This is a genomic window from Comamonas sp. NLF-1-9 (assembly GCF_019195435.1).
Taxonomy (GTDB): Bacteria; Pseudomonadota; Gammaproteobacteria; order Burkholderiales; family Burkholderiaceae_C; genus Comamonas_C.
In genome coordinates this window covers 534,975-555,754 of the sequence record NZ_CP078069.1, presented here as the reverse complement: position 1 = coordinate 555,754, position 20,780 = coordinate 534,975, and the positions used below count along the sequence as shown (strand labels likewise).

Annotated in this window: 27 protein-coding genes; 12 read left to right on the top strand and 15 right to left on the bottom strand. The window is 66.7% G+C overall.

All coding sequences use genetic code 11. From position 1 onward, the window contains the following. Positions 1–9 precede the first annotated feature (9 nt). Both KUD94_RS02730 and KUD94_RS02725 read left to right on the top strand, forming a co-directional pair. Positions 10–639 (top strand): TIGR02281 family clan AA aspartic protease, encoded by a 630-nt coding sequence (locus tag KUD94_RS02730; RefSeq protein ID WP_218238363.1) that lies wholly within the window; start codon positions 10–12, stop codon positions 637–639. A 14-nt stretch (positions 640–653) separates the two neighbouring features. After that, positions 654–1,658: an HD-GYP domain-containing protein gene (locus KUD94_RS02725; RefSeq protein ID WP_218238362.1), complete on the top strand. Its 1,005-nt coding sequence runs from the start codon at positions 654–656 to the stop codon at positions 1,656–1,658. Between the two features lie 27 nt (positions 1,659–1,685). Here the strand turns inward: KUD94_RS02725 and plsY are convergent, their stop codons facing one another. The 9 genes from plsY to KUD94_RS02680 form a co-directional block, all read right to left on the bottom strand. Further along, positions 1,686–2,318 (bottom strand): glycerol-3-phosphate 1-O-acyltransferase PlsY, encoded by a 633-nt coding sequence (gene plsY, locus KUD94_RS02720; protein WP_218238361.1) that lies wholly within the window; start codon positions 2,316–2,318, stop codon positions 1,686–1,688. Between the two features lie 141 nt (positions 2,319–2,459). Further along, positions 2,460–2,963 (bottom strand): Cys-tRNA(Pro) deacylase, encoded by a 504-nt coding sequence (gene ybaK, locus KUD94_RS02715; protein WP_218238360.1) that lies wholly within the window; start codon positions 2,961–2,963, stop codon positions 2,460–2,462. Positions 2,964–3,046: 83 nt separating this feature from the next. After that, positions 3,047–3,232, bottom strand: coding sequence for a hypothetical protein (locus KUD94_RS02710; RefSeq protein ID WP_218238359.1), 186 nt, complete (start codon positions 3,230–3,232; stop codon positions 3,047–3,049). Continuing rightward, positions 3,232–5,616, bottom strand: coding sequence for a DNA topoisomerase IV subunit A (parC, locus tag KUD94_RS02705; RefSeq protein WP_218238358.1), 2,385 nt, complete (start codon positions 5,614–5,616; stop codon positions 3,232–3,234). The genes KUD94_RS02710 and parC overlap by 1 nt, the downstream gene beginning before the upstream one ends. A gap of 275 nt (positions 5,617–5,891) precedes the next feature. Further along, positions 5,892–6,305 carry a type II toxin-antitoxin system VapC family toxin gene (locus KUD94_RS02700; RefSeq protein ID WP_218238357.1) on the bottom strand — a complete coding sequence of 138 codons (414 nt, stop codon included), beginning with the start codon at positions 6,303–6,305 and terminating at the stop codon, positions 5,892–5,894. Next, complete coding sequence (locus tag KUD94_RS02695; RefSeq protein ID WP_218238356.1) at positions 6,302–6,628, bottom strand: antitoxin; 327 nt, start codon at positions 6,626–6,628, stop codon at positions 6,302–6,304. The genes KUD94_RS02700 and KUD94_RS02695 overlap by 4 nt, the downstream gene beginning before the upstream one ends. Positions 6,629–6,824: 196 nt before the next feature. Then, positions 6,825–7,088: a BrnA antitoxin family protein gene (locus tag KUD94_RS02690; RefSeq protein ID WP_218238355.1), complete on the bottom strand. Its 264-nt coding sequence runs from the start codon at positions 7,086–7,088 to the stop codon at positions 6,825–6,827. Further along, complete coding sequence (locus tag KUD94_RS02685) at positions 7,072–7,371, bottom strand: BrnT family toxin (protein WP_218238354.1); 300 nt, start codon at positions 7,369–7,371, stop codon at positions 7,072–7,074. Before KUD94_RS02685 ends, KUD94_RS02690 begins: the two co-directional genes overlap by 17 nt. 210 nt (positions 7,372–7,581) lie before the next feature. Beyond that, the gene (locus KUD94_RS02680; RefSeq protein ID WP_218238353.1) at positions 7,582–9,552 is read right to left on the bottom strand and encodes a DNA topoisomerase IV subunit B; all 1,971 of its coding nucleotides are present in this window, start codon (positions 9,550–9,552) and stop codon (positions 7,582–7,584) included. Between the two features lie 88 nt (positions 9,553–9,640). On the opposite strand from KUD94_RS02680, the gene KUD94_RS02675 reads away from it, so the two are divergent. The 5 genes from KUD94_RS02675 to bamC are packed head-to-tail and all read left to right on the top strand — an operon-like array spanning position 9,641 to position 13,585. After that, entirely contained in the window at positions 9,641–10,858 is a 1,218-nt protein-coding gene (locus KUD94_RS02675) for an MFS transporter (RefSeq protein WP_218238352.1), read from the top strand. After that, positions 10,855–10,977, top strand: a complete 123-nt coding sequence (locus KUD94_RS14655) for a hypothetical protein (protein ID WP_255568976.1) — start codon at positions 10,855–10,857, stop codon at positions 10,975–10,977. Before KUD94_RS02675 ends, KUD94_RS14655 begins: the two co-directional genes overlap by 4 nt. Before the next feature lies 1 nt (position 10,978). Continuing rightward, positions 10,979–11,530, top strand: coding sequence for a bifunctional 2-polyprenyl-6-hydroxyphenol methylase/3-demethylubiquinol 3-O-methyltransferase UbiG (locus KUD94_RS02670; RefSeq protein ID WP_218238351.1), 552 nt, complete (start codon positions 10,979–10,981; stop codon positions 11,528–11,530). A gap of 30 nt (positions 11,531–11,560) precedes the next feature. Continuing rightward, positions 11,561–12,460 carry a 4-hydroxy-tetrahydrodipicolinate synthase gene (gene dapA / locus KUD94_RS02665; protein ID WP_218238350.1) on the top strand — a complete coding sequence of 300 codons (900 nt, stop codon included), beginning with the start codon at positions 11,561–11,563 and terminating at the stop codon, positions 12,458–12,460. Positions 12,461–12,490: 30 nt separating this feature from the next. Further along, entirely contained in the window at positions 12,491–13,585 is a 1,095-nt protein-coding gene (gene bamC / locus KUD94_RS02660; protein WP_218238349.1) for an outer membrane protein assembly factor BamC, read from the top strand. 104 nt (positions 13,586–13,689) lie between these two features. On the opposite strand, the gene KUD94_RS14650 is transcribed toward bamC, so the two are convergent. Beyond that, positions 13,690–14,106 (bottom strand): hypothetical protein, encoded by a 417-nt coding sequence (locus KUD94_RS14650; RefSeq protein ID WP_255568975.1) that lies wholly within the window; start codon positions 14,104–14,106, stop codon positions 13,690–13,692. Between the two features lie 159 nt (positions 14,107–14,265). Beyond that, the gene (locus tag KUD94_RS02650) at positions 14,266–14,769 is read right to left on the bottom strand and encodes a hypothetical protein (RefSeq protein ID WP_218238348.1); all 504 of its coding nucleotides are present in this window, start codon (positions 14,767–14,769) and stop codon (positions 14,266–14,268) included. Positions 14,770–14,821: 52 nt separating this feature from the next. On the opposite strand from KUD94_RS02650, the gene KUD94_RS02645 reads away from it, so the two are divergent. Beyond that, positions 14,822–15,319, top strand: a complete 498-nt coding sequence (locus KUD94_RS02645; RefSeq protein WP_218238347.1) for a peptidylprolyl isomerase — start codon at positions 14,822–14,824, stop codon at positions 15,317–15,319. Between the two features lie 12 nt (positions 15,320–15,331). Here KUD94_RS02645 and KUD94_RS02640 read toward each other — a convergent pair whose 3' ends face one another. The 4 genes from KUD94_RS02640 to coaBC are packed head-to-tail and all read right to left on the bottom strand — an operon-like array spanning position 15,332 to position 17,979. Continuing rightward, positions 15,332–15,829: a glycine zipper 2TM domain-containing protein gene (locus KUD94_RS02640; protein ID WP_218238346.1), complete on the bottom strand. Its 498-nt coding sequence runs from the start codon at positions 15,827–15,829 to the stop codon at positions 15,332–15,334. 44 nt (positions 15,830–15,873) lie between these two features. Next, positions 15,874–16,320, bottom strand: coding sequence for a dUTP diphosphatase (gene dut / locus KUD94_RS02635; protein WP_218238345.1), 447 nt, complete (start codon positions 16,318–16,320; stop codon positions 15,874–15,876). A 34-nt stretch (positions 16,321–16,354) separates the two neighbouring features. Then, complete coding sequence (locus KUD94_RS02630; protein WP_218238344.1) at positions 16,355–16,735, bottom strand: hypothetical protein; 381 nt, start codon at positions 16,733–16,735, stop codon at positions 16,355–16,357. Then, positions 16,732–17,979 carry a bifunctional phosphopantothenoylcysteine decarboxylase/phosphopantothenate--cysteine ligase CoaBC gene (gene coaBC, locus KUD94_RS02625; protein WP_218238343.1) on the bottom strand — a complete coding sequence of 416 codons (1,248 nt, stop codon included), beginning with the start codon at positions 17,977–17,979 and terminating at the stop codon, positions 16,732–16,734. The genes KUD94_RS02630 and coaBC overlap by 4 nt, the downstream gene beginning before the upstream one ends. A gap of 200 nt (positions 17,980–18,179) precedes the next feature. On the opposite strand from coaBC, the gene KUD94_RS02620 reads away from it, so the two are divergent. The 4 genes from KUD94_RS02620 (at position 18,180) to KUD94_RS02605 (ending at position 20,745) form a co-directional block, all read left to right on the top strand. Further along, positions 18,180–18,434, top strand: a complete 255-nt coding sequence (locus KUD94_RS02620) for an AbrB/MazE/SpoVT family DNA-binding domain-containing protein (protein WP_218238342.1) — start codon at positions 18,180–18,182, stop codon at positions 18,432–18,434. 77 nt (positions 18,435–18,511) lie between these two features. Then, a complete protein-coding gene (locus tag KUD94_RS02615; protein WP_255437723.1) occupies positions 18,512–18,808 on the top strand; it encodes a type II toxin-antitoxin system PemK/MazF family toxin in 297 nt (98 codons plus the stop codon). A gap of 189 nt (positions 18,809–18,997) precedes the next feature. Continuing rightward, complete coding sequence (locus tag KUD94_RS02610; RefSeq protein WP_218238340.1) at positions 18,998–19,312, top strand: DNA-binding transcriptional regulator; 315 nt, start codon at positions 18,998–19,000, stop codon at positions 19,310–19,312. Between the two features lie 188 nt (positions 19,313–19,500). After that, complete coding sequence (locus KUD94_RS02605) at positions 19,501–20,745, top strand: ATP-binding protein (protein ID WP_218238339.1); 1,245 nt, start codon at positions 19,501–19,503, stop codon at positions 20,743–20,745. Positions 20,746–20,780: the final 35 nt, after the last annotated feature.

Here is a 20,780-nt window from a genome sequence, read left to right as displayed (position 1 = left end):
GCTGCGCCCATGAAGCCCGCCCTTGCGCTCGCGGCCGCGCTGCTGTGCGCCCCAGCCGCGGCGCAGGCGCTGCAGCTCGCCGGCGTGCTGGGCGGCAAGGCGCTGCTGGTGGACGCGGGCAGCGCGCCGCGCGCGGTTGCGGTGGGCGAGAGCTTTGCCGGCGCACGCGTGCTCGCCGTGGGGCGCGACGAGGTGCTGATCGAGCTCGGCGGCATGCAGCAGCGCCTGCGTCTGGGCGAGGCGCCGGTGAGCATCGGTGCGCGCAGCGCCCCTGGCCGCAGCCTGGTGCTGCACGCCGACGCGGGCGGGCACTTCACCGAAGAAGGCAGCATCAACGGCCGCCCGGTGCGCTTCATGGTGGACACCGGCGCCACCACGGTCGCGCTGGGCCGCGCCGAGGCCGAGCGCCTGGGCATCCGGGTGCAGGCCGGCGAGCGGGTGCGCATGCACACCGCCAACGGCACGGCCGAGGGCTGGCGCGTGCGCCTCGATTCGGTGCGCATCGGGCCACTGCAGCAAAGCGGCGTGGTGGCCATCGTGGTGCAGCAGCCCATGCCCTACGTGCTGCTGGGCAACAGTTTCTTGCAGCCCTACGAGATGGCGCGCAAGGGCAGCGAGCTCACCTTGCACCAACGCTGAGAGCGCCAGCCGCCATGCCGCACCAAGCCGCCGACGACGACTACGAAGACCTGCTGGCGCAGTGGCAGGACCTGGAGGCAGCGCTCTCGGCGCTGCTGCTGCACCCGCGCCTGGTTCTGGACTTCACCGGCAAGGTGCGCCTGTGCGACCAATGGCTGCAAGACATCACCGGCCACGACATCGACGCCGCGCTGTACCTGATGTTCCAGCTGGCCAGCACCTCCACCGTGGGCTACAGCGCGGCGCACGCGCTGGTCTGCGCCACGCTGTGCCAGATCCTGGCGCAGGAGCTGCAGCTGGCGCGCCCCGAGCGCGACAGCCTGGTGCGCGCGGCCATGACCATGAACCTGAGCATGACGGCGCTGCAAAACGAGCTGGCGCTGCAAAGCGCGCCGCTGAGCGCGCCGCAGAAGCTGGCGATTGCAGAGCACCCGGGGCACAGCGTCGCCCTGCTTGAAGAGCTCAACATCCGCGACGACCTGTGGCTGGACGTGGTGGCCGCGCACCACAGCCCGGTGCAGCCCTACGACACGCTGGCCGACTTGCCGGCGGAAACGCGCCTGGCCTGCATTCTTTCGACCATAGACCGCTACGCGGCCATGATCTCGCCGCGCAAGTCGCGCAGCGAGCGCACCGCGAGCGATTCGGTGCGCGAGATCGTCGCCCAGGGCGCGCAGCACAACGACGAGGTGATCGCCGCGCTGATGCGCACCGTCGGCCTGTGCCCGCCGGGCACCTTCGTGCGCCTGGACAACGGCGACACCGCAGTGGTGCTGCGCCGCAGCGAGCAGGCCAACCAGCCGCTGGTAGCCAGCGTCGCCAGCGCGGACGGCGAGGCGCTGGACGCCCCGGTGCTCTACCACACCGCGCGCGGCCACCCCCAGGTGGCGGCGGCGCTGGCGCGCTCTGCCGTCACCACCGACATCAACCACCACATGATGGTGCGCCTGGGCCTGTACGCGGCGCGCATGACCAATGAGCTGCCGGTGCGCGAGTCCGGCATGCCGCCGCTGGTCTGAGCGCGCGCCAAACCGTCCGCCGCGCGCTCAAGCCTTCTTTTTTTCGCCCAGCCTGGGCTCCTTGCCCTGGATCAGGCGCCGGATGTTGGGCGCATGGCGCCAGGCGAGCAGCGCCGCCATCAGCGCGATCGCCAGGCCGACGCCGGGGTGCACCTCCCACGCCACGCCGCCCACCAGCAGGTAGAAAAACGGCGCAAACGCCGCCGCCACCAGCGAAGCCAGCGACACCCAGCGAAAGAAGACCACGATGATGAGCCAGGTAGCCAGCGTCGCCAGCGCCAGCCAGGCGCTCACGCCCAGCAGCACGCCCAGCGCCGTGGCCACGCCCTTGCCGCCCGCAAAGCCGAAGAACACCGGCCACAGGTGCCCGGCAAACGCCGCGAGTGCGACCAGCGCCAGCGTGCCCTCGCCCAGCCCCCAGGCGGGGCCATAGACGCGCACCAGAAACACCGGCAGCCAGCCCTTGGCCGCGTCCAGCAACAGCGTGACGACGGCCGCCGCGCGCGAGCCCGAGCGCAGCACATTGGTCGCGCCCGGATTCTTGCTGCCATAACTGCGCGGATCGGCCAGGCCCATCAGGCGGCTGACGATGACGGCAAACGACAGGGATCCAAGCAGGTAGGCGGCGACGACCGCCAGGGCGCTGTAGAGGATGGGCACGAAAACTCTCTCGACAAAACCGGTTGCGGGCTGCGCGCTGCGGCGCTCTCTGACGCGCCATGCAGCCCGGGCGAACGCCGCATTCTGCCATCGGCCCCGGCAGCGTTTCGAGCGGCAATGCGGCCGCGCGGCAGGCGGGCGTCAGGCCTCGCTCAGCGCACACTGCACCGGCTGCGCGCCCAGCAAGTGCACGCACACCTGCGGATCGAGCTGCACCAGATAGCCGCGCCGCCCGCCGTTGATGGCGATGCGCGGCAGTTGCAGGATGCTCTGCTCGACATAGACCGGCATGGCCTTGCGCGTGCCAAAGGGCGAGGTGCCGCCCACCAGATAGCCGCTGTGGCGCTGCGCCACTTCGGGCTTGCACGGCTGCACGCTTTTGGCGCCGATCTGGCGCGCGAGGTTCTTGGTCGAAACCTTGCAGTCGCCATGCATCAGCACGATGAGCGGGCGCGCGTCCTGGTCTTGCATCACCAGGGTCTTGACCACGGCATGCTCGTCGAGCCCGAGCTGGCGTGCCGACTCGTGCGTGCCGCCGTGCTCCACGTACTCGTAGCTGTGCTCGTCAAAGGCCACGCCATGGGCGCGCAGCCACTGCGTGGCCGGGGTTTCGCTGACGTGGCTGGCTTTGTCCTTCTTGGCCATCGGTAGTGGGTTCTTGTTTTGATAGCTGTCTGCGCTTGTACAGCAAGGGTTTAGGTCACATTTGATTGGTATTTTGCAGGCTTTCACTGGCGCTTGCGCCGCTCACGCGCGCGGCGTACCTGGCGGCTTTCCTGCGCGCGCTCGGCCTGCTCACGGCGCTCGTGACGCCGCGCACGCCAGCGCGCGCCCGCCCAGCGCCCCAGCACCGCGCTGATCAAGCCCAGCAGCGCCAGCAGCAAAAGCTCGGGCACGGACAGACCGCCGGGCATCACAGCACCCTCACGATGTCGCTGGGCTTGAAGCCGAAGTTGCCCGGCTTGCCCTTGCGCGCGCGGGCTTGGAGGGCGTTGTTCAGGCTGCGGATTTCCAGTTGCTCCTCGCGCGCCTTGCCGCCGCGACCGACGCCGGCAATGCGCACGCTGCGCAGATAGGCCGCCGCACCGGCCAGGCTGTCGCCGGCTTCGAGCGCCATCAGCATCAGGCCGCGCCCGCCCTTGTCCATCTGGCGCAGCTCATCGAGCGAAAACGTCAGGATGCGCCCGCCGCTGGAGACGCAGGCCACGTGGCTTGCCGCTATCGCACCGATAGCTGCTGGCGCCTGCCCCGCCTGCGCTGCAGCCGTATTTGACTCATCACCAGAGAACACCAGAGAGGGCCGGCAGATGCGCTCGCCCTCGCCCAGCGTGATAAAAGCCTTGCCCGCGCGCTGGCGCGAGAGCATGTGCCCGGCGCGCGCCAGAAAGCCGTAGCCGCCGCTGCCCGACAGCAGCAACTGGGCCGCCTCGGGCCCGGCAAAGTAGTGCAGCGCCTCGGTGCCGGCTTCCAGATCGATCAAAGTGGTAATCGGCTGGCCGTCGCCGCGCCCACCCGGGAGTAGCGCCACCGCCACGCTGTAGACACGCCCGTTGCTGCCAAACACCAGCAACTGGTCTACCGTGCGGCATTCAAAGCTGCCGTAGAGCGTGTCGCCCGCCTTGAAGGAAAAGCCCGCCGCGTCGTGCCCGTGGCCCTGGCGCGCGCGCACCCAGCCCTTTTCGCTCACCACCACGGTCACCGGCTCGTCCGCCACCTTGAGCTCGGCCACGGCCTTCTTCTCGGCCTGGATCAAGGTGCGCCGCGCGTCGGCAAATTCCCTGGCGTCGGCTTCGATTTCCTTGACCATCAGGCGGCGCAGCGCCGCCGGGCTGGCCAGCACGTCTTCCAGCTGCTTTTGTTCCTTGCGCAGCTCGGAGAGCTCTTGCTCGATCTTGATGGCTTCAAGCCTTGCCAACTGGCGCAGGCGGATGTCCAGAATGTCGTCGGCCTGGCGCTCGCTGAGCCCAAAACGCGCGATCAGCGCCGCCTTGGGCTCGTCGGCGCTGCGGATGATGGCAATCACCTCGTCGATGTTGAGCAGCACCAGCTGGCGCCCCTCGAGGATGTGGATGCGATCGAGCACCTTTTGCAGCCGGTGCTGGCTGCGCCGGGTGATGGTCTGCTGGCGAAAGGCGATCCACTCCTGCAGCATCTGCCGCAGCGACTTCTGCACCGGGCGGCCATCGAGCCCTATGCCGGTGAGGTTGATCGGGCTCGACGTCTCCAGACTTGTGTGCACCAGCAGCGTGTTGGCCAGTTCGTCCTGGTCAATGCTGCGGCTCTTGGGCTCGAACACCAGGCGCACCGGCGCATCCTTGCTCGACTCGTCGCGCACGCCGTCGAGCACCGCCAGGATCGTGCCCTTGAGCTGGTTCTGCTCCTGCGTCAAGGCCTTCTTGCCGCTCTTGAGCTTGGGGTTGGTGAGCTCTTCGATCTCTTCGAGCACCTTCTGCGTGGAGGTGCCCGGCGGCAGCTCGGTAACTACCATCTGCCACTGCCCGCGCGCCAGGTCCTCGATTTGCCAGCGCGCGCGCACCTTGAGGCTGCCGCGCCCGCTCTCGTACGCCGCGCGGATGTCGGCTTCGCTGCTGATGATTTGCCCGCCGCCCGGATAGTCCGGCCCCGGCAGCAGGGCGAACAATTCATCGTCGGTGAGCTTGGCGTTCTTCACCAGCGCCACGCAGGCATCGGCCACTTCGCGCAGGTTGTGGCTGGGGATTTCGGTCGCCAGGCCCACGGCGATGCCGCTCGCGCCATTGAGCAGCGCAAACGGCAGGCGGGCGGGCAATTGCCTGGGCTCTTCGGTGCTGCCGTCGTAGTTGGGCACGAAGTCCACCGTGCCCATGTCGATTTCGGAAAGCAGCAGGCGCGTGATCTTGCCAAGGCGCGCCTCGGTATAGCGCATCGCCGCCGCGCCATCGCCATCGCGGCTGCCGAAGTTGCCCTGGCCGTCGATCAGCGGATAGCGCTGCGAAAAATCCTGCGCCATGCGCACCAGCGCGTCGTATGCGGCCGAATCGCCATGCGGGTGAAAACGCCCCAGCACGTCGCCCACCACGCGCGCGCTCTTCACCGGCCGCGCCGGCGTGTTGCCCCCGGCGCCGCCCCAGCCCAGGCCCATGCGCTCCATCGCGTAGAGGATGCGCCGCTGCACCGGCTTTTGCCCATCGGCCACGTCGGGCAACGCACGGCCCTTGACTACGCTGAGCGCGTATTCGAGGTAGGCGCGCTGGGCGTAGCCGGCCAGCGAATCGTCCGCTTCAGGGACTTCGAAATCGAGAACGGGTTGGTCAGACATGCTTCAAAAAATAATAGCTGGTTGCGCTTGATGGATAGGCGCCAGAGCCGAATTTCACTTGGTTTTCAATGGGTTTCACGCTCCTTCCCCCGCTGGGGGAAGGTTGTAATGAGTTGTGCGATGTCGGCAAAGCCGGGGGCTTGCGGGGCGCTGGAGGGCTTGTCGGTCATGCTTTGCCCCTTTTCAACGCTGTAAGCCAAGCGGCCAAGAGTGGCCTGCCGCACCGATGACGAAAAAGATGCGCGGCGCGACGCAGCCATCACAACGTGCTTGCCTCATTGCTGCGCCATCCAGTCTTCAAGTCGCAAACCCGGAACCCGTTTGAAATGGCGGGTGTTGTGGGTGGCCAGCGGAAGGCCCAGCGCCAGCGCGTGCGCGGCGATCAGCGTGTCCATCTGGCCAATCGGCTGGCCGCTTTGTTGCAGGTGCGCGGCAATGTCGCCGTAGCGGTCTGCCGCTTGCTGCGTCCATGGCAAGGCTGGCAGTTCATTGAGCAGCAAGTCCACTGTGCGGCGGCGCTTGTCGTCGGCTGCCAGCAGAGCCAGGCCAAACCGCGTCTCTGCACGGGTGATGGCTGAGATGGCGACTTCCTGCCTTTGGAGCGCGTCCAGCATGCGCTTTTGAAGCGCAGCAGACTGATTGCGCACGAAATAGCCCAGGATGTTGGTGTCTGCCAAAACTTTGATCACGCGCGACCCTTGGCTGCTGCACTGCGCCGACGCGGCGCGGCCGACGGCGCGGCAAGCCAGCCTTGCAATGGGCTTTGCGGTGGGTCGTTGCGGCGGGTTTCTTCAGCAAGAAAGCTGTCCGGCAGCGGGTTTTCGGCGATGGCCGCCATCAAGGCATCGAGCCGCTGCTGGCGCAGTTGCGTTGCGTCCTTGGGCGTCAGCGTGATCGCGCCGGTGAGCTCGTCGCGGCTGATCCACATCTCCTCAACGTCCACACGAAACGCCTTGGGCAAACGAATGGCCTGGCTGTTGCCGGTGACAAAGACTTTTGCGGTGGCGGTCATGCTGCATTTCATTTGTATATACTGAAACGTATCTATTTTATGGTCAGCCAGGTGATCAAGTCAAAGTCGCTGGCAGACTTGACCTGCGCCGTGACGCCAAGCAGCTTGCCGCCATGCCCGGCAAACAGGCTGCCGGTGTTCTTGCGCCCAAACTGCGCGGCGATGGCGGCGACAAACGTTCTGCCAAACCACTGCCTTACCCATGCAGCTTTTCCTGCAACCACACCTTGATGAGCGACTGATAAGGCACGTCACGCGCGTTGGCCGCCGCCTTGATGGAATCGAGCAAATGCTGGGGCAGGCGCAATGAAATGGTTTTGGTGGTGGGCTTGAGCTTGGGCAGCACCACGCTCTGGGCCTGCGTCCAATCGAGGTAATCGGTCGAGTCCTGACTTTCCCAGAAGGCGCGCTCTTCGGCCTCGCTGGTGAAGTGCGGGATTTTTTTAGTGGGCTTGTTCATAAAACGCTCGCTCCTTGCGGTGCATGTCACGGGCCGAGATCACGCGAATCAAGCTGCCTGCCCCCCGCAGCGTAAAAGTCAGGTGCAGGAGTCGACCTTCATCACTGCGGCCCAAAGCGTGGTAGCGCAGCTCTTGCTGGCTGTGCTTGGCGTCACCCAGGATCAGCAACGGCGCATTGAAAAAAACCTGCTCGGCCTGCGCCATGGAGACCCCACGCTTTTCGTTCTTGCGCTCGTTGCCACCGTCCCAATCAAAGCCGGTGATGCCTGCCAAGTTCAGCATATCCTGTATGTTATAGCCATATACAGCAAAGACGGGACCGGACGCCTAAGACAACGCTGAACAAACCCCCGTGATGGCGCGCGCCCAGCCTGGGGATGGGCTGCAAGGCGCAAACCGCAGCAATAGCCGAAGCTATTGCGAGGATTTGTAACGCCGCAGACCGCCCCAAGCTGGGATGCGCGACGCGCGAGGGGCTTGTTCAGCGTTGCCCTAAACATCCACCTCCACCGCATCCCCATGCAACTCCATCAGCTCGCGCCGCGCAGCGGCCTCGCCCTTGCCCATCAGGCGGGTCATGAGGTTTTCGGTGGCTGTCAGATCGACACTGCCCAGTTGCACCTGCAACAGGCGCCGGGTGTCGGGATTGAGCGTGGTGTCCCACAGCTGCTCGGCGTTCATCTCGCCCAGGCCCTTGAAGCGGCTCACGCTCCACTTGCCCTCCATCACGCCGTCCTTGCGCAGTTTCTCGGTGATGGCGGCCAGTTCCGCGTCGTCCAGCGCGTAGAGCTTGGTCGCCGGCTTTTTGCCGCGCGCCGGGGCGTCCACGCGAAACAAAGGCGGGCGGGCGACGTAGATGTGGCCGGCCTCGATCAGCCGCGGGAAGTGGCGGAAGAACAGCGTGAGCAGCAGCACCTGGATGTGCGCGCCGTCCACGTCGGCGTCGCTCAGAATGCAGATCTTGCCGTAGCGCAGGCCGCTCAAATCCACCTCGTCCTGCGGCCCGTGCGGATCGACGCCGATGGCCACTGAAATATCGTGGATTTCGGTGTTGGCAAACAGCCGCTCGCGCTCCACTTCCCAGGTGTTGAGCACCTTGCCGCGCAGCGGCAAGATGGCTTGCGTCTCCTTGTCGCGGCCCATCTTGGCGCTGCCGCCGGCGCTGTCGCCTTCGACCAGGAACACTTCGTTGAGCGTGATGTCGCGGCTTTCGCAGTCGGTGAGCTTGCCGGGCAGCACGGCAACGCCCGAGCTCTTCCTCTTTTCCACCTTCTGGCCGGCGCGCTGGCGCGTTTGCGCGGCCTTGATGGCAAGTTCGGCCAGCTTCTTGCCCCACTCGACGTTGGCGTTGAGCCAAAGCTCCAGCGCGGGCTTGACGAAGCTGGAGACCAGGCGCACCGCGTCGCGCGAATTGAGCCGCTCCTTGATCTGACCTTGAAATTGCGGATCGAGCACCTTGGCCGAGAGCACGTAGCTGGCGCGCACAAACACGTCCTCGGGCATGAGCTTGACGCCTTTGGGCAGCAGCGCATGCAGCTCGATGAAGCCCTTGACCGCCTGAAAGAGGCCATCGCGCAGGCCGCTGTCGTGCGTGCCACCCGCCGTGGTCGAGATCAGGTTGACGTAGCTCTCGCGCACCGGATGCCCCTCTTCGGTGAAGGCCAGCACCCATTGCGCGCCCTCGCCCTCGGCAAAGTGGTCGTCGTCCGCCGCGGCATAGCCCTCGCCCTCGAACAGCGGCACCACCGGGTCGGCGCTCAGGCTTTGCTCCAGGTAGTCGCGCAGGCCGCCCTTGTACTGCCAGCTCTGCGTGTCCTTCTTCTTCTCGTCGATCAGCTCGACCTTCACGCCGGGCAGCAGCACCGCCTTGCTGCGCAGCAGGTGCGTGAGTTCCACCATCGGTATCTGGGTCGATTCGAAGTACTTGGCATCGGGCCACACGCGCACCGTGGTGCCGTGCTTGCGCTCGCCCTCGGCCTGCGCGCGGGTCTTGAGCTTTTGCACCACCTCGCCGCCCTCGAACACCATGCTGGCGACCACGCCGTCGCGAAAGCTCTGCACCTGCATGCGCTTGCCCAGCGCATTGGTCACCGACACGCCCACGCCGTGCAGCCCGCCGGAAAAGCTGTAGGCGCCGCCCTTGCCCTTGTCGAACTTGCCGCCCGCGTGCAGCCGGGTGAAGACCAGCTCCAGCACTGGCGCCTTTTCCTCGGGGTGCAGGCCGTAGGGAATGCCGCGCCCGTCGTCCTCGACGCTCACCGAACCATCGGCATGCAGCGTCACGCGGATCTTCTTGCCGAAGCCGGCCAGCGCCTCGTCGGCGGCGTTGTCTATCACTTCCTGCACGACGTGCAGCGGGTTGTCGGTGCGGGTGTACATGCCCGGGCGCTGCTTGACGGGCTCCAGGCCCTTGAGGACGCGGATGGTGCTTTCAGAGTATTCGGGGGTAGGTGATTTCGCCATGGCGGCGGATTGTATGACTGGATATAAAACCAGGTTTCACGCGCCCTGCTGCCCACCGGCCAAGCGCAATTTCGCTACATTTGCCGTGATGCAAAAAACGCCGCGCACCCTTTCCGCCACGCAGGTGCTGCTGTGCGGCGGCGTCATCGTCACGCTGTCGCTGGGCATACGCCACGGCTTCGGGCTGTGGATGCTGCCGATCACGCAGCAAATGGGCTGGACGCGCGAGACCTTTGCGCTGGCCATCGCGATCCAGAATCTTTCCTGGGGCGTGCTCGGCATCTTCGGCGGCATGCTGGCCGACCGCTACGGCGCGTTTCGCGTGCTGCTGGGCGGCACGCTCTTGTACGCGGCGGGGCTGCTGGGCATGGCGCTCTCGTCCACGCCGTTTTTGTTTGCGCTCACCACCGGCGTGCTGATCGGCGCGGCGCAGGCGGGCACGACGTACTCCATCATCTACGGCGTGATCGGGCGGCAGATTGCGCCAGAGCGCCGCTCCTGGGCCATGGGCGTGGCGGCGGCGGCCGGCTCCTTCGGCCAGTTCCTCTTGATGCCGATCGAGGGGCAGATGATTTTGCGCATGGGCTGGCAGAGCGCGCTGCTGGCCATCGTGGTGCTGGCGCTGATGATGATTCCGCTGGCCTTTGGCCTGCGCGAGCCGGGCTTTCACGCACGCCACGCCAGCTTGCGCACGCAGACGGTGCGCCACGCGCTGGCCGAGGCGCTGCGCCACCCGCCCTATCTGCTGCTGACGGCCGGCTACTTCGTCTGCGGCTTTCAGGTCACCTTCATCGCGGTGCACCTGCCCGGTTATCTGTCGGACAAGGGCCTCACGCCTCAGGTGAGCGCCTTGGCGCTGGCCATCGTCGGGCTGCTCAACATCGTGGGCTCCTACGGCGCGGGGCTGCTCGGGCAGCGCTTTCAAAAGCGCTGGATCCTGGCCGGCATCTATGCCTTGCGCGCGCTGGTCATCGCGCTCTTTCTGCTGGCGCCGGTTTCGCCCCTGTCGGTCTATGTGTTCGCGGCGACCATGGGCCTGCTGTGGCTCTCCACCGTACCGCCCACGAATGCGGCAGTGGCGCAGATTTTTGGCTTGCAGCACTTTTCCATGCTCAGTGGCTTTTCCTTCTTCAGCCACCAGCTTGGCAGCTTCATGGGCGTGTGGCTGGGCGGCTATCTGTACGACCGCACGGACAGCTACGACACCGTCTGGCTGATCGCGATCGGCCTGAGTGCGGCGGCCACGCTGCTCAACCTGCCGGTGCGGGAAACCCCGGTGCACCGGCCCGTGGCGCTTGCCGCATGAGCACTGCCCGCGTCTTGCTGTGGCTGGCGCTGGCGCTGGCGCTGCTGGCCGGGGCGCTGCTGTATCTGCAACCCGAATTCATGGTGCTGCTTGCCGAGCAAGTCTGGGCCTGCTTCTGAGATGCACGGCAATCTTGCTCCTTCGGAATGGATACGGCGCTGGTCCCACCTGGTGCGCCCGGGCGGATCGGTGCTGGACGTGGCCTGTGGCATGGGCCGGCATCTGCGCTGGTTTCATGAACGAAATCACGCTGTAACCGGCGTGGATAAAGCGCAAGCAGCTATTGATTTCATATCAAACCTGGGCGAAGCGATTTGTGCCGACATCGAAAACGGCCCCTGGCCGCTGGCCGGGCGCAGCTTCGACGCGGTCGTCGTCACCAACTACCTCTGGCGCCCGCTGCTCGCGACCATCGTCGCCAGCGTCGCGCCCGGCGGCGTGCTGCTGTACGAGACCTTCGCCGTCGGCAACGAAACCGTGGGCCGGCCGGCGCGGGCGGACTTTCTGCTGCAGCCGGGCGAGCTGCTCGGCGCCTGCGCGGCCTTGCGCACGGTAGCCTACGAGGACGGCTTTCTGAGCGCGCCCGAGCGCTTCGTGCAGCGCATCGCTGCGGTGCGCGCGCCGCTGGAAGCGCCCTCGGCCCCGCCTCGCCTGCCGCTCCGACTGCCATAGAATGCCCTTTTGCGGTTTTCACGCACGGATATGACCTCCCGCAGTTACCTCTTCACCGGCAGCACGGTTGCCCTCGTCACCCCCATGCACGAGGACGGCAGCGTCGACTACCCCACCCTGCGCAAGCTGATCGACTGGCACATCCAGGAAGGCACCGACTGCCTGAGCGTGGTCGGCACCACCGGCGAATCGCCCACGGTCAATGTCGAGGAGCACTGCGAAATCATCCGCGTGACGGTGCAGCAGTCCGCCGGTCGCGTGCCTGTGCTCGCCGGCTGCGGCGCCAATTCCACGCACGAGGCGATCGAGCTCGCGCGCTTTGCCAAGAAGGTCGGCGCGCACAGCCAGCTGCAAGTTGTGCCCTACTACAACAAGCCCACGCAAGAGGGCCAGTACCAGCACTTCAAGGCCATCGCCGAAGCCACGGGCGACCTGCCCATGGTGCTCTACAACGTGCCCGGCCGCTCGGTAGCCGATCTGCAGCACGACACCGTGCTGCGCCTGGCGCAGGTGCCCGGCATCGTCGGCATCAAGGAGGCCACCGGCGACATCGCGCGCGCGCAGTGGCTGATCCGCGACGTGCCCGAAGGCTTTGCGGTGTATTCGGGCGACGACCCCACCGCCGTCGCGCTCATGCTCTGCGGCGGTCAGGGCAACATCAGCGTCACCGCCAACGTCGCGCCGCGCCTGATGCACGAGCTGTGCGTGGCCGCCATCGCGGGCGACGCGCGCAGCGCCATGCAGATCCAGCGCCAGTTGCTGCCGCTGCACAAGCAGTTGTTCGTCGAAGCCAACCCGATTCCCGTCAAATGGGCGATGGCGCGCATGGGCCTGTGCGGCAGTGCCATGCGCCTGCCGATGACGCCGCTGGCCAGCCAGAACGAAGCCGCCGTGCTGGGCGCCCTGCGCGCCAGCGGGCTGCTCAAGTAACCCACCCACCGCAACACGAAAGACCTCCGCGTGAACACGACCCTACGCCTGAGCCTGCTGGGCCTCGCCGTCGCGCTCTCGGCCTGCTCCGTCCTGGAGAGCGACAAGATCGACTACAAGAGCGCCACCACCGGCTCCACCCTGGAGGTGCCGCCCGACCTCACGCAGCTGTCCACCGACACCCGCTACGTCGTGCCAGGCAAGGCCGCCTCGGCCGCCGCCTACGAAGCCGGGCGCGCACAGCAGGCGCAGGCCGGCATCAACGCCGCGCCCAAGGGCATAGGCGACGTGCGCATCGAACGCGCGGGCAATGAACGCTGGCTGGTAGTGGCGCGCTCGCCCAACCAGCTCTGGGACCCGGTGCGCGACTTCTGGCTGGAGCACGGCTTCGTGCTCTCGATCGACCAGCCGCAACTGGGCATCATGGAGACCGACTGGGCAGAAAACCGCGCCAAGATCCCGCAGGACGTGATACGGCGCACCATAGGCAAGCTGTTCGATTCGCTCTACTCCACCGGCGAGCGCGACAAGTTCCGCACCCGGCTGGAGCGCCGCGCCGATGGCGGCACCGACATCTACATCACCCACAAGGGCATGGCCGAGGTCTATACCAACACCCAGAAGGACAACACCATCTGGCAGCCGCGCCCGGCCGACCCCGAGCTCGAAACCGAATTCCTGCGCCGCCTGATGGTCAAGCTCGGCGTCTCCGAAGAGCAGGCCAGGGCAGAAGCCGCCGCCGCACCGGCCGTGGCAGCGCCTGCCGCCGCGCGTCTGGTGCAGGCCGAGGACACGCAGGTGATCGAGCTCAACGAGGACTTCGACCGCGCCTGGCGCCACGTGGGCCTGTCGCTGGACCGCACCGGCTTCACCGTCGAAGACCGCGACCGCAGCCAGGGCACCTACTTCGTGCGCTACGTGCCGCCAACCGAAAAGAAAGAGCCGGGCTTCTTCGGCCGCTTGTTTGGCGCCTCGGCCAGCGCGGCAGCGCCGGAAAAATACCGCATCGTGGTGCGCAGCAATGCGCAGCACAGCACGGTCTCCGTGCTGGGCGCGGACGGCAGCGCCGAGAGCCAGGCCAACGTCGAGCGCATGCTGCGCATCCTGGTCGAAGACATGAAGTAGCGCGCCAACGCCCCTCAAGGACGCAAAAGCCCCGGCCTGAGCAGGCCGGGGCTTTTTCATGGGCGGCGGATGGCGGCGCGCGCTGCTGCGAGCGAGAACCGCCCTCAGTTGGTACTGCTGGTAGTGGTGCTGGTGTTGCTGCCGTTGCCGCTCGCTGCCGTAGCCGCCTTGTCGGCAGCTTCCTTGGCCGCCTGGGCCGCGTCGCTTGCCGCTTCCTTGGTCGCGTCGGCGGCGTCGCGCGCCGCGTCGGCGGTGGCGTGCGCGGCATCCTTGGTCTTCTCTACCGCCGCATGGCCGGCAGCCTTGGCCGCGTCACCGGCTGCCGAAGCAGCCTGTGCGGCCGCATCCGCCGCATCCTTGGCTGCGTCCTTGGCGGCATCCACGGCGGCGTCGGAGCTGGATTGGGCGGGCGCCACAGCCGGTGCAGCCGGTGCCGGCGCCGGCGCGGGTTCCTGCTTGTCTCCACATGCAACGAGGGCGCTGGCGGCCACAAGCGAAGCCAATACGACGGAATATTTCATGATCGATCTCCCAAAAAAAGCAGGTAATTGCGTGTCCCGCCTGCGGCATCTCCTGCAGCCGCAGTGCGGGTTTCATGCGCCGCCAAAATGGTTGTGGCGCAGGACGAAGTCATTGTAGTGAGCCACGTCAATCCATATTTACCCGAATGCAAACCAAGGTTACAAACCCAGAACCGAGGACGCAAAGCCCGGCGTGGAGCGGTTGAGCAGCCATTCGTCGAGCTGCTCGCGCAGCAAGACCAGGCGCTCGGGCTCGCGCGTGGCCACGCCCTGGCTGCGCACCGGGTCGATGCGGTGCATGGCCCACGTTCTGGCCCAGCACAGACTGGGCAAATCCTGTGCCTGCGCCGCCCTGGCCTTGCGCGCCGTGACCAGATGCTCCCAGCGCACGCGCCATTGCACGAAGCGCGGGTGCAGCCGCAGCAGAGCGTCGTAGTGGCCCGCCAGCAGCACCAGACGCCGCCGGCCGCCGGCCCAGGCCTGCAGGCTCTCGACCACGGCGCGCTCGCCCAGCGGCCAATCGGCAAAGTCGGCGTCGCACAGCAGCAGCTCGGGCCAGCCCTCGACTGCCGCCTGGCGCAGCGCATCGCGCACCAGCTCGCGAAAAGCCTCGCGGCCCTCAAAGCGGCCGGTGGGCAAGGTGTCGGCGGGAATCTGCTCCATGTTCGGCCTCCTCGGCTGCGCGGCGCGCTCGCTGCTGCGACAATTCTGCGCCATGGACATCAATGAACATTGCGTGGTCGCCCTCACCTGGGTCTTGCAGGACACGCTGGGCGAAGAGCTTGACGTGCTGCAGGAGCCGACCGAATTCCTCGTCGGCGGCGACGACCTGCTTGCGCGCATCGAGCAGGCCTTGCAGGGCCACGGGCCCGGCGCCGAACTGGCGCTGCACCTGGAGCCCGAGGAGGCCTTTGGCGACTACGACGAGAGCCTGCTCTTTCTGGAGCCGCGCGCGGCCTTTGCGCCGGAGATCGAAGAAGGCATGCTGATCGAAGCGGCCAGCCTGCCCGCCGACATCGCTGCGCGCCTGCCTGCCGAGCACCTGTACACCGTGGCCCAGATTTACCCCGAACACGTGGTGCTCGACGGCAACCATCCGCTGGCCGGCATGGCGCTGCGCATCCGGCTCAAGGTGCATGCGGTGCGCGAAGCCAGCGCCGAAGAGTCCGAGCGGCGCAGCGCCGGCACCGGCTTCTTCAAGCTGCAAGACTGAGCGCAGGCGCGCTCACAAGCGCGAGATCTGCCCCTGGTAGTAGCGCACCCGGTCGCCCCGGCGCAGGTCGCCCACACCGGGCACGTCAAAGACCTGCTGATTGCCGTCATCAAAGCGCACGGTGACGTAGTAACGCCCGCTGTTGCCGCGGTTGGCCTGCCCTTCGATGGCATTGCCGGCCACGGCGCCGCCGATCACGCCGGCGATCGTCGCCAGCGCGCGGCCCGTGCCACCGCCGACCTGGTTGCCCAGCACGCCGCCCACGACGCCGCCGGCCACCGCGCCCGCACCGCTGGTGCCGCGATCGACGTGTTCAGACTCGATGCCGACCACGGTGCCATAGCGCGTGCCATAAGGGTCGGACTGGTAATGCTGCTGCACCTGGGCGGCCTGGCCGCGGTAATGCGGCGCGTTGCCGTATTCCCTGGGCTGGTTGCCGGCGCAGCCGGCCAGCGCGCCAGCCGCCAGCAGAGCCAGCACCGTCGCGCCGTGTCGAAAAACCTGTTTCATTCTTGAATCCTTTCTTGCAAATTGGCACCCTCAGCGGCGCCGACCTATTGCCGACCGGTGGAGCCATAACCCCTGCGACCCCGGTCGGAGGCCACAAATTCCTCAACCTCGCGAAACTGCGCCTGCACCACCGGCACGATCACCAGTTGCGCAAGCCGCTCCATGGGCTGCATGGTGAAGGCCGTCGCCGAGCGGTTCCAGCAGCTGACCATCAGCTCGCCCTGGTAATCGCTGTCGATCAGGCCCACCAGATTGCCCAGCACGATGCCGTGCTTGTGGCCCAGACCCGAGCGGGGCAAGATCAGTGCCGCAAAGCCCGGGTCCTTCAAATGGATGGCCATGCCCGTGGGCACCAGCTCCCACTGCCCGGGGGCCAGTTGCAGCGGCTGCGCCAGGCAGGCACGCAGGTCCAGTCCGGCGCTGCCCGCCGTGGCATAAGCGGGCATCTGCGCGCGCAGGCGCTCATCGAGAATCTTCAAATCGACCAGCATCGACAATCTCTTTGCCTCTTTGCAATCCGGCGCTTCAGCGCCCGCGTCCCTTGGCGCGAATGGCCTCGGACACCAGCCAGGCCAGCACGAACACCACCGCTGCGGGCAGCGCCACGGGCATCAGCGTCGTCACCAGCAGCAACACCACGCCGGCCAGCACCACCCTGAAAACCAGCGCCGGCCAAAACGCGGGCGCGGCCAGCGGGCGGGCCGCCTTGCCGCGTGCTGCAGCGCCCGCAGTGCTGCCATGCTCCGGTCGCCGCGCGGCAGCGTCGGCCATGCGTTTGCCGGCCGAGGCGCGCGCGGATGCGCCGCCTCGTGACTGCGCCGCCACGCCCGGGCTGCGCCCGCTCAGTTGCTCCACATAACGGGCAAAGTCGCCGTCCGGCGGCCCTTCTGCACCTGGCAGCTTCATGGCATGTCCTCTCGTGGCAAGTCCGCGCGTGTGGCGCCCAGGCGGCGCGCCAGCTCGGCCACCAGTTGGCGCGCCAGAGCGTGCTTGCTGGCCCGCGGCAGCTCCTGCACACCGGCCTCATCGACCAGCAGCAGGGCGTTGTCGTCCTGCCCGAAGGTGGCCGGGCCGATATTGCCCACCAGCAGCGGCACGCCCTTGCGCTGGCGCTTGGCACGCGCATGTTCCAGCAGGTTCTCGCTCTCGGCGGCAAAGCCCACGCAGTAGAGCGCTCCCTCCTGCGCGCGGCGGCTGGCCGCCACCGTCGCGAGGATGTCCGGGTTCTCGATGAAGCCCAGCTGGGGCAGCTGCCCCGTGCCGTCCTTCTTGATCTTGTGCGCGGCGACGGCCGCCGGACGCCAGTCCGCCACCGCCGCCGTGGCGATGAAGACGCTGGCGTGGGGCACGCACTGCTCCACCGCGCCCAGCATGTCCTGCGCCGACTCCACGTCCAGGCGCTGCACGCCGCGCGGCGTCGCCAGCGCCACCGGCCCGGCCACCAGCGTCACCTGCGCGCCGGCTTCGCGCGCCGCCCGGGCCAGCGCAAAACCCATCTTGCCGCTGGAGCGGTTGGTGATGCCGCGCACCGGGTCGATCGCCTCGAAGGTCGGGCCGGCGGTGATCAAGACCTGTTCGCCCGCCAGCAGCCTGGGGCTGAAGAAGGCCTGCAGCTCTTCCACGATTTCAGCCGGCTCCAGCATGCGCCCGTCGCCGGTCTCGCCGCAGGCCTGCGAGCCGCAGCCCACGCCCAGCGACACCGCGCCGTCCGCCACCACCTGCGCCAGGTTGCGCTGCGTGGCCGGGTGCAGCCACATCTCGCGGTTCATCGCCGGGGCCAGCAGCAGCGGCACGCGCTGCAGCGGCCGCGCCACGCACAGCAGGCTCAGCAGCTCGTCGCAGCGCCCCTGCGCCAGCCGCGCGATGAAGTCCGCGCTGCAAGGAGCAATCACGATGGCGTGCGCGTCGCGGCTCAGGTTGATGTGCGCCATCGCATTGGGCTCGCGCGCATCCCACTGGGAGGTGTACACCGCCCGCCCGCTGAGCGCCTGCAGCGTGGTCGCGGTGATGAAGTGCTCGGCCGCCTCCGTCATCACCACCTGCACCGTGCAGCCCGCCTTGCCCAGCAGGCGCACCAGCTCCGCCGCCTTGTAGCAGGCCACGCCGCCCGACAGGCCCAGCACGATGTGTTTTCCGGATAAAGGGGTCATGCGGGCAATTTAGCAGAATGCGCCGGCGCGGCGCTGGTCTGCGAGGTGTCGTGTCCAGGCTATGCAGGCGCTGGCTGCGCAAAGAGCCGGTTGACGATCCTCACGACCCCGCCGCGCACCTTCCGCCCCCATTCAGGCAAGGTAGTCGTTTATACTTGTATAAACACCGTTCCCTTGTTGATCCCGCGTTGGAGGCCCACATGACCGAAGTCCTGCTCAATATCAAATACTGGGGCAACAGCCTGGGCGTGCGCCTTCCCGCCAAGGTAGCCCGTGCAGCCCGCCTGAATGCCGAGCAGCGCGTGCGCATGCTGGTGGAGAACGGGCGCGTGGTCATCGAGCCGGTGCGGGATGCGCAACCTACCCTGGGTGAACGCCTGGCCCGCTTTGATGCCCAACGCCACGGTGGCGAAGCCATGCCTGACGCCGGTCGGCTGGGCGCCGAGCAGTGGTAAGCCGCACCCAGAAAACCTGGGTGCCAGACCGGCAGGACATCATTTGGATCGACTGCAACCCCCAGGCCGGTCACGGAATGCGCGACATCCACCCCTTTGTCGTGCTTTCTCCCCGCGCCTTCAATGACCGCACCTCGCTGGTGCTGGGCCTGCCCATGACCACCGCCGCCTACAACGCGGACAACCCCTTTGCCGTGGCCGCAGGCACAGCCAGTGGGCGCAAGGCCGGTGCTACCAGCTACGTGTTGTGCCACCAACCCAAATCGTTCGACTGGCGGGCGCGCGGCGCCACGCCCCATCCCATGCGCCGGGCCACTCCAGAAGTCTTTTCGCAGGTGTGCCTGATACTGAACCAGATCGTGCAGCTGGCCTGATTCGAATCCCCCCGCCAACACCGATCTGCCTTTTTGGCCAAGGCGCCTGAGCGCGCAACGGCCGTTACCTGATGGCGATTCGCAATTCTGGCTGTTCACCCTGTACGACAAGGACGAAATGGCTGACCTGAGCTCCGACGAGAAAAAGGTGCTCAAGAACATGCTGAAAACCGAACTGGAGGCACGTCGATGAAAAAACGGAACCTGTTTGCAGAGCTGACCGAAGGCTTCGAGGCCCTTTCGGGCGAGCGCCAAGGCAAGCAAACGCTACGCACCCACGAGGTCCAGGTGAAGGCCGCGCCCGATGTCACAGCCGCCGAGTTGCTTGCGCTGCGTGAGCGCCTGCACTTGTCGCGCCTCGTATTCGCAAGCTACCTGCGCACCAATCCCCGCACCCTGGAGAACTGGGAGCAAGGCCGGGCCAAACCCAACGCTCAGGCAGCGCTGCTGATCCGGCTGGTCGAGAAGTTTCCCGATACCGTGCAGCGGCTGGCGCTTGTCTGAACGACAAAAAACTCCGCATTCCGCACGATCAGGGCCACTTGGTGAGGGCGTGACGCCGCAGCGCTTGGCACCCTCGGATTGCCACTTCACCCCGTCTTGAAATTCCGAATTGGACGCCCGCATAATCCGAATCAGACGAAGGTAAAATCCGAAACAGCCGAAACTTTGTCCACACCTGGACATTCCCCATGACTGCTGAGCGGCAGCACTACCACCGTTTCTCTGCCCAGTTGGTCAAATCCGCTCTTGCCGACACGCCAGTCATTTTGATCGACGGGCCGCGGCAATGCGGCAAGACCACGCTACTGAGGCAGTTCGTGGACGAGCACGTGTCCTGGCTGTCGCTGGACGAAGAAACCACGCTCAATGCAGCGCTGAACGATCCTGTGGGCTTGTTGCGAGGCAGAGGCCGTGTGGCCATCGACGAGGTTCAGCGCGCGCCTGCCTTGCTGCGCACCATCAAGCAGTTGGTGGACGAAGATCGGCAACCGGGTCGATTCTTGCTGACAGGTTCAACCGATATCCTGACCCTGCCCACGCTTTCCGACAGCCTGGCCGGGCGGATGGAGGTGATCAACCTGCTGCCGCTGGCCCAGTCCGAGATGCGGCGCGCACCTTCATCGTTCCTGCTGAAGGTTCTGGCTGGCGAGCCGCCTGCCCAAGCTCTCGCGCCAGATACCGCCGCCACGCTGATGCAGGCCGTGCTCAAGGGCGGCTACCCCGAAATGACACACCGCACCGAGCCTGCGCGTCGGCAGGCGTGGGCGCGCGAATACGTGCGCGCCATCGTGCAACGGGACATCCGTGACATTGCGACGCTAGACAAGCTGGACCGCCTTCCTCGGCTGCTGCGCGCCCTGGCTCAGCAATCCGGCCAGCTCACCAACTTCAGCCAAATGGCTGGCCAGCTTGGCATCGATGACAAAACCGCGCGCAAGTATGTGGGTATGTTCGAGCAGGTGTTTCTGGTTCGTCGGCTGGAGCCCTGGTTTCGCAATCAACTGAAGCGGCAGATCAAAACACCCAAGCTGCATTTTCTGGATTCCGGTCTGCTTGCCACCATGCGCGGTCTTTCGGCAGATCGGTTGCAGCGCGACCGCACGGCCTGGGGTGCGTTGCTGGAAACCTTCGTGCATGGCGAGCTGTTGAAAATGCTGGCCTGGCAAGCTACCCCTTGCTCCCTGTTCCACTACCGAGACAAGGATCAGGCCGAGGTCGATTTCGTCATCGAGGCCGAGGCGGGGGACATCGTCGGCATTGAAGTGAAGGCCGCTGCCTCTGTCCAGCCAGCCGATTTCACGGGCTTGCGCAAACTTGCGACGGCCGCCGGCACGGATTTTCGCATCGGCATGGTGCTGTACGACGGCCATCAGGTTCTCTCCTTCGGCGGCAACTTGCATGCCGTCCCCCTGTCCTCTCTCTGGACTGGATGAATCCCGGCCTGCAAGGAAGCATCGCGCCGTGGCAG

Bases quoted from the DNA above. Each gene is read 5' to 3' on its own strand.
- KUD94_RS02610 (WP_218238340.1), top strand. From the start codon at position 18,998: ATGAAAAAACGGAACCTGTTTGCAGAGCTGACCGAAGGCTTCGAGGCC.
- KUD94_RS02675 (WP_218238352.1), top strand. From the start codon at position 9,641: ATGCAAAAAACGCCGCGCACCCTTTCCGCCACGCAGGTGCTGCTGTGC.
- KUD94_RS14655 (WP_255568976.1), top strand. From the start codon at position 10,855: ATGAGCACTGCCCGCGTCTTGCTGTGGCTGGCGCTGGCGCTGGCGCTG.
- KUD94_RS02615 (WP_255437723.1), top strand. From the start codon at position 18,512: ATGCGCGACATCCACCCCTTTGTCGTGCTTTCTCCCCGCGCCTTCAAT.
- KUD94_RS02685 (WP_218238354.1), bottom strand. From the start codon at position 7,371: ATGCTGAACTTGGCAGGCATCACCGGCTTTGATTGGGACGGTGGCAAC.
- KUD94_RS02730 (WP_218238363.1), top strand. From the start codon at position 10: ATGAAGCCCGCCCTTGCGCTCGCGGCCGCGCTGCTGTGCGCCCCAGCC.
- KUD94_RS02710 (WP_218238359.1), bottom strand. From the start codon at position 3,232: ATGCCCGGCGGTCTGTCCGTGCCCGAGCTTTTGCTGCTGGCGCTGCTG.
- KUD94_RS14650 (WP_255568975.1), bottom strand. From the start codon at position 14,106: ATGAAATATTCCGTCGTATTGGCTTCGCTTGTGGCCGCCAGCGCCCTC.
- KUD94_RS02640 (WP_218238346.1), bottom strand. From the start codon at position 15,829: ATGAAACAGGTTTTTCGACACGGCGCGACGGTGCTGGCTCTGCTGGCG.
- KUD94_RS02690 (WP_218238355.1), bottom strand. From the start codon at position 7,088: ATGAACAAGCCCACTAAAAAAATCCCGCACTTCACCAGCGAGGCCGAA.
- dapA (WP_218238350.1), top strand. From the start codon at position 11,561: ATGACCTCCCGCAGTTACCTCTTCACCGGCAGCACGGTTGCCCTCGTC.
- KUD94_RS02670 (WP_218238351.1), top strand. From the start codon at position 10,979: ATGCACGGCAATCTTGCTCCTTCGGAATGGATACGGCGCTGGTCCCAC.
- KUD94_RS02650 (WP_218238348.1), bottom strand. From the start codon at position 14,769: ATGGAGCAGATTCCCGCCGACACCTTGCCCACCGGCCGCTTTGAGGGC.
- KUD94_RS02630 (WP_218238344.1), bottom strand. From the start codon at position 16,735: ATGAAGCTGCCAGGTGCAGAAGGGCCGCCGGACGGCGACTTTGCCCGT.
- KUD94_RS02695 (WP_218238356.1), bottom strand. From the start codon at position 6,628: ATGACCGCCACCGCAAAAGTCTTTGTCACCGGCAACAGCCAGGCCATT.
- ybaK (WP_218238360.1), bottom strand. From the start codon at position 2,963: ATGGCCAAGAAGGACAAAGCCAGCCACGTCAGCGAAACCCCGGCCACG.
- KUD94_RS02620 (WP_218238342.1), top strand. From the start codon at position 18,180: ATGACCGAAGTCCTGCTCAATATCAAATACTGGGGCAACAGCCTGGGC.
- coaBC (WP_218238343.1), bottom strand. From the start codon at position 17,979: ATGACCCCTTTATCCGGAAAACACATCGTGCTGGGCCTGTCGGGCGGC.
- KUD94_RS02680 (WP_218238353.1), bottom strand. From the start codon at position 9,552: ATGGCGAAATCACCTACCCCCGAATACTCTGAAAGCACCATCCGCGTC.
- KUD94_RS02605 (WP_218238339.1), top strand. From the start codon at position 19,501: ATGACTGCTGAGCGGCAGCACTACCACCGTTTCTCTGCCCAGTTGGTC.
- KUD94_RS02645 (WP_218238347.1), top strand. From the start codon at position 14,822: ATGGACATCAATGAACATTGCGTGGTCGCCCTCACCTGGGTCTTGCAG.
- KUD94_RS02725 (WP_218238362.1), top strand. From the start codon at position 654: ATGCCGCACCAAGCCGCCGACGACGACTACGAAGACCTGCTGGCGCAG.
- dut (WP_218238345.1), bottom strand. From the start codon at position 16,320: ATGCTGGTCGATTTGAAGATTCTCGATGAGCGCCTGCGCGCGCAGATG.
- parC (WP_218238358.1), bottom strand. From the start codon at position 5,616: ATGTCTGACCAACCCGTTCTCGATTTCGAAGTCCCTGAAGCGGACGAT.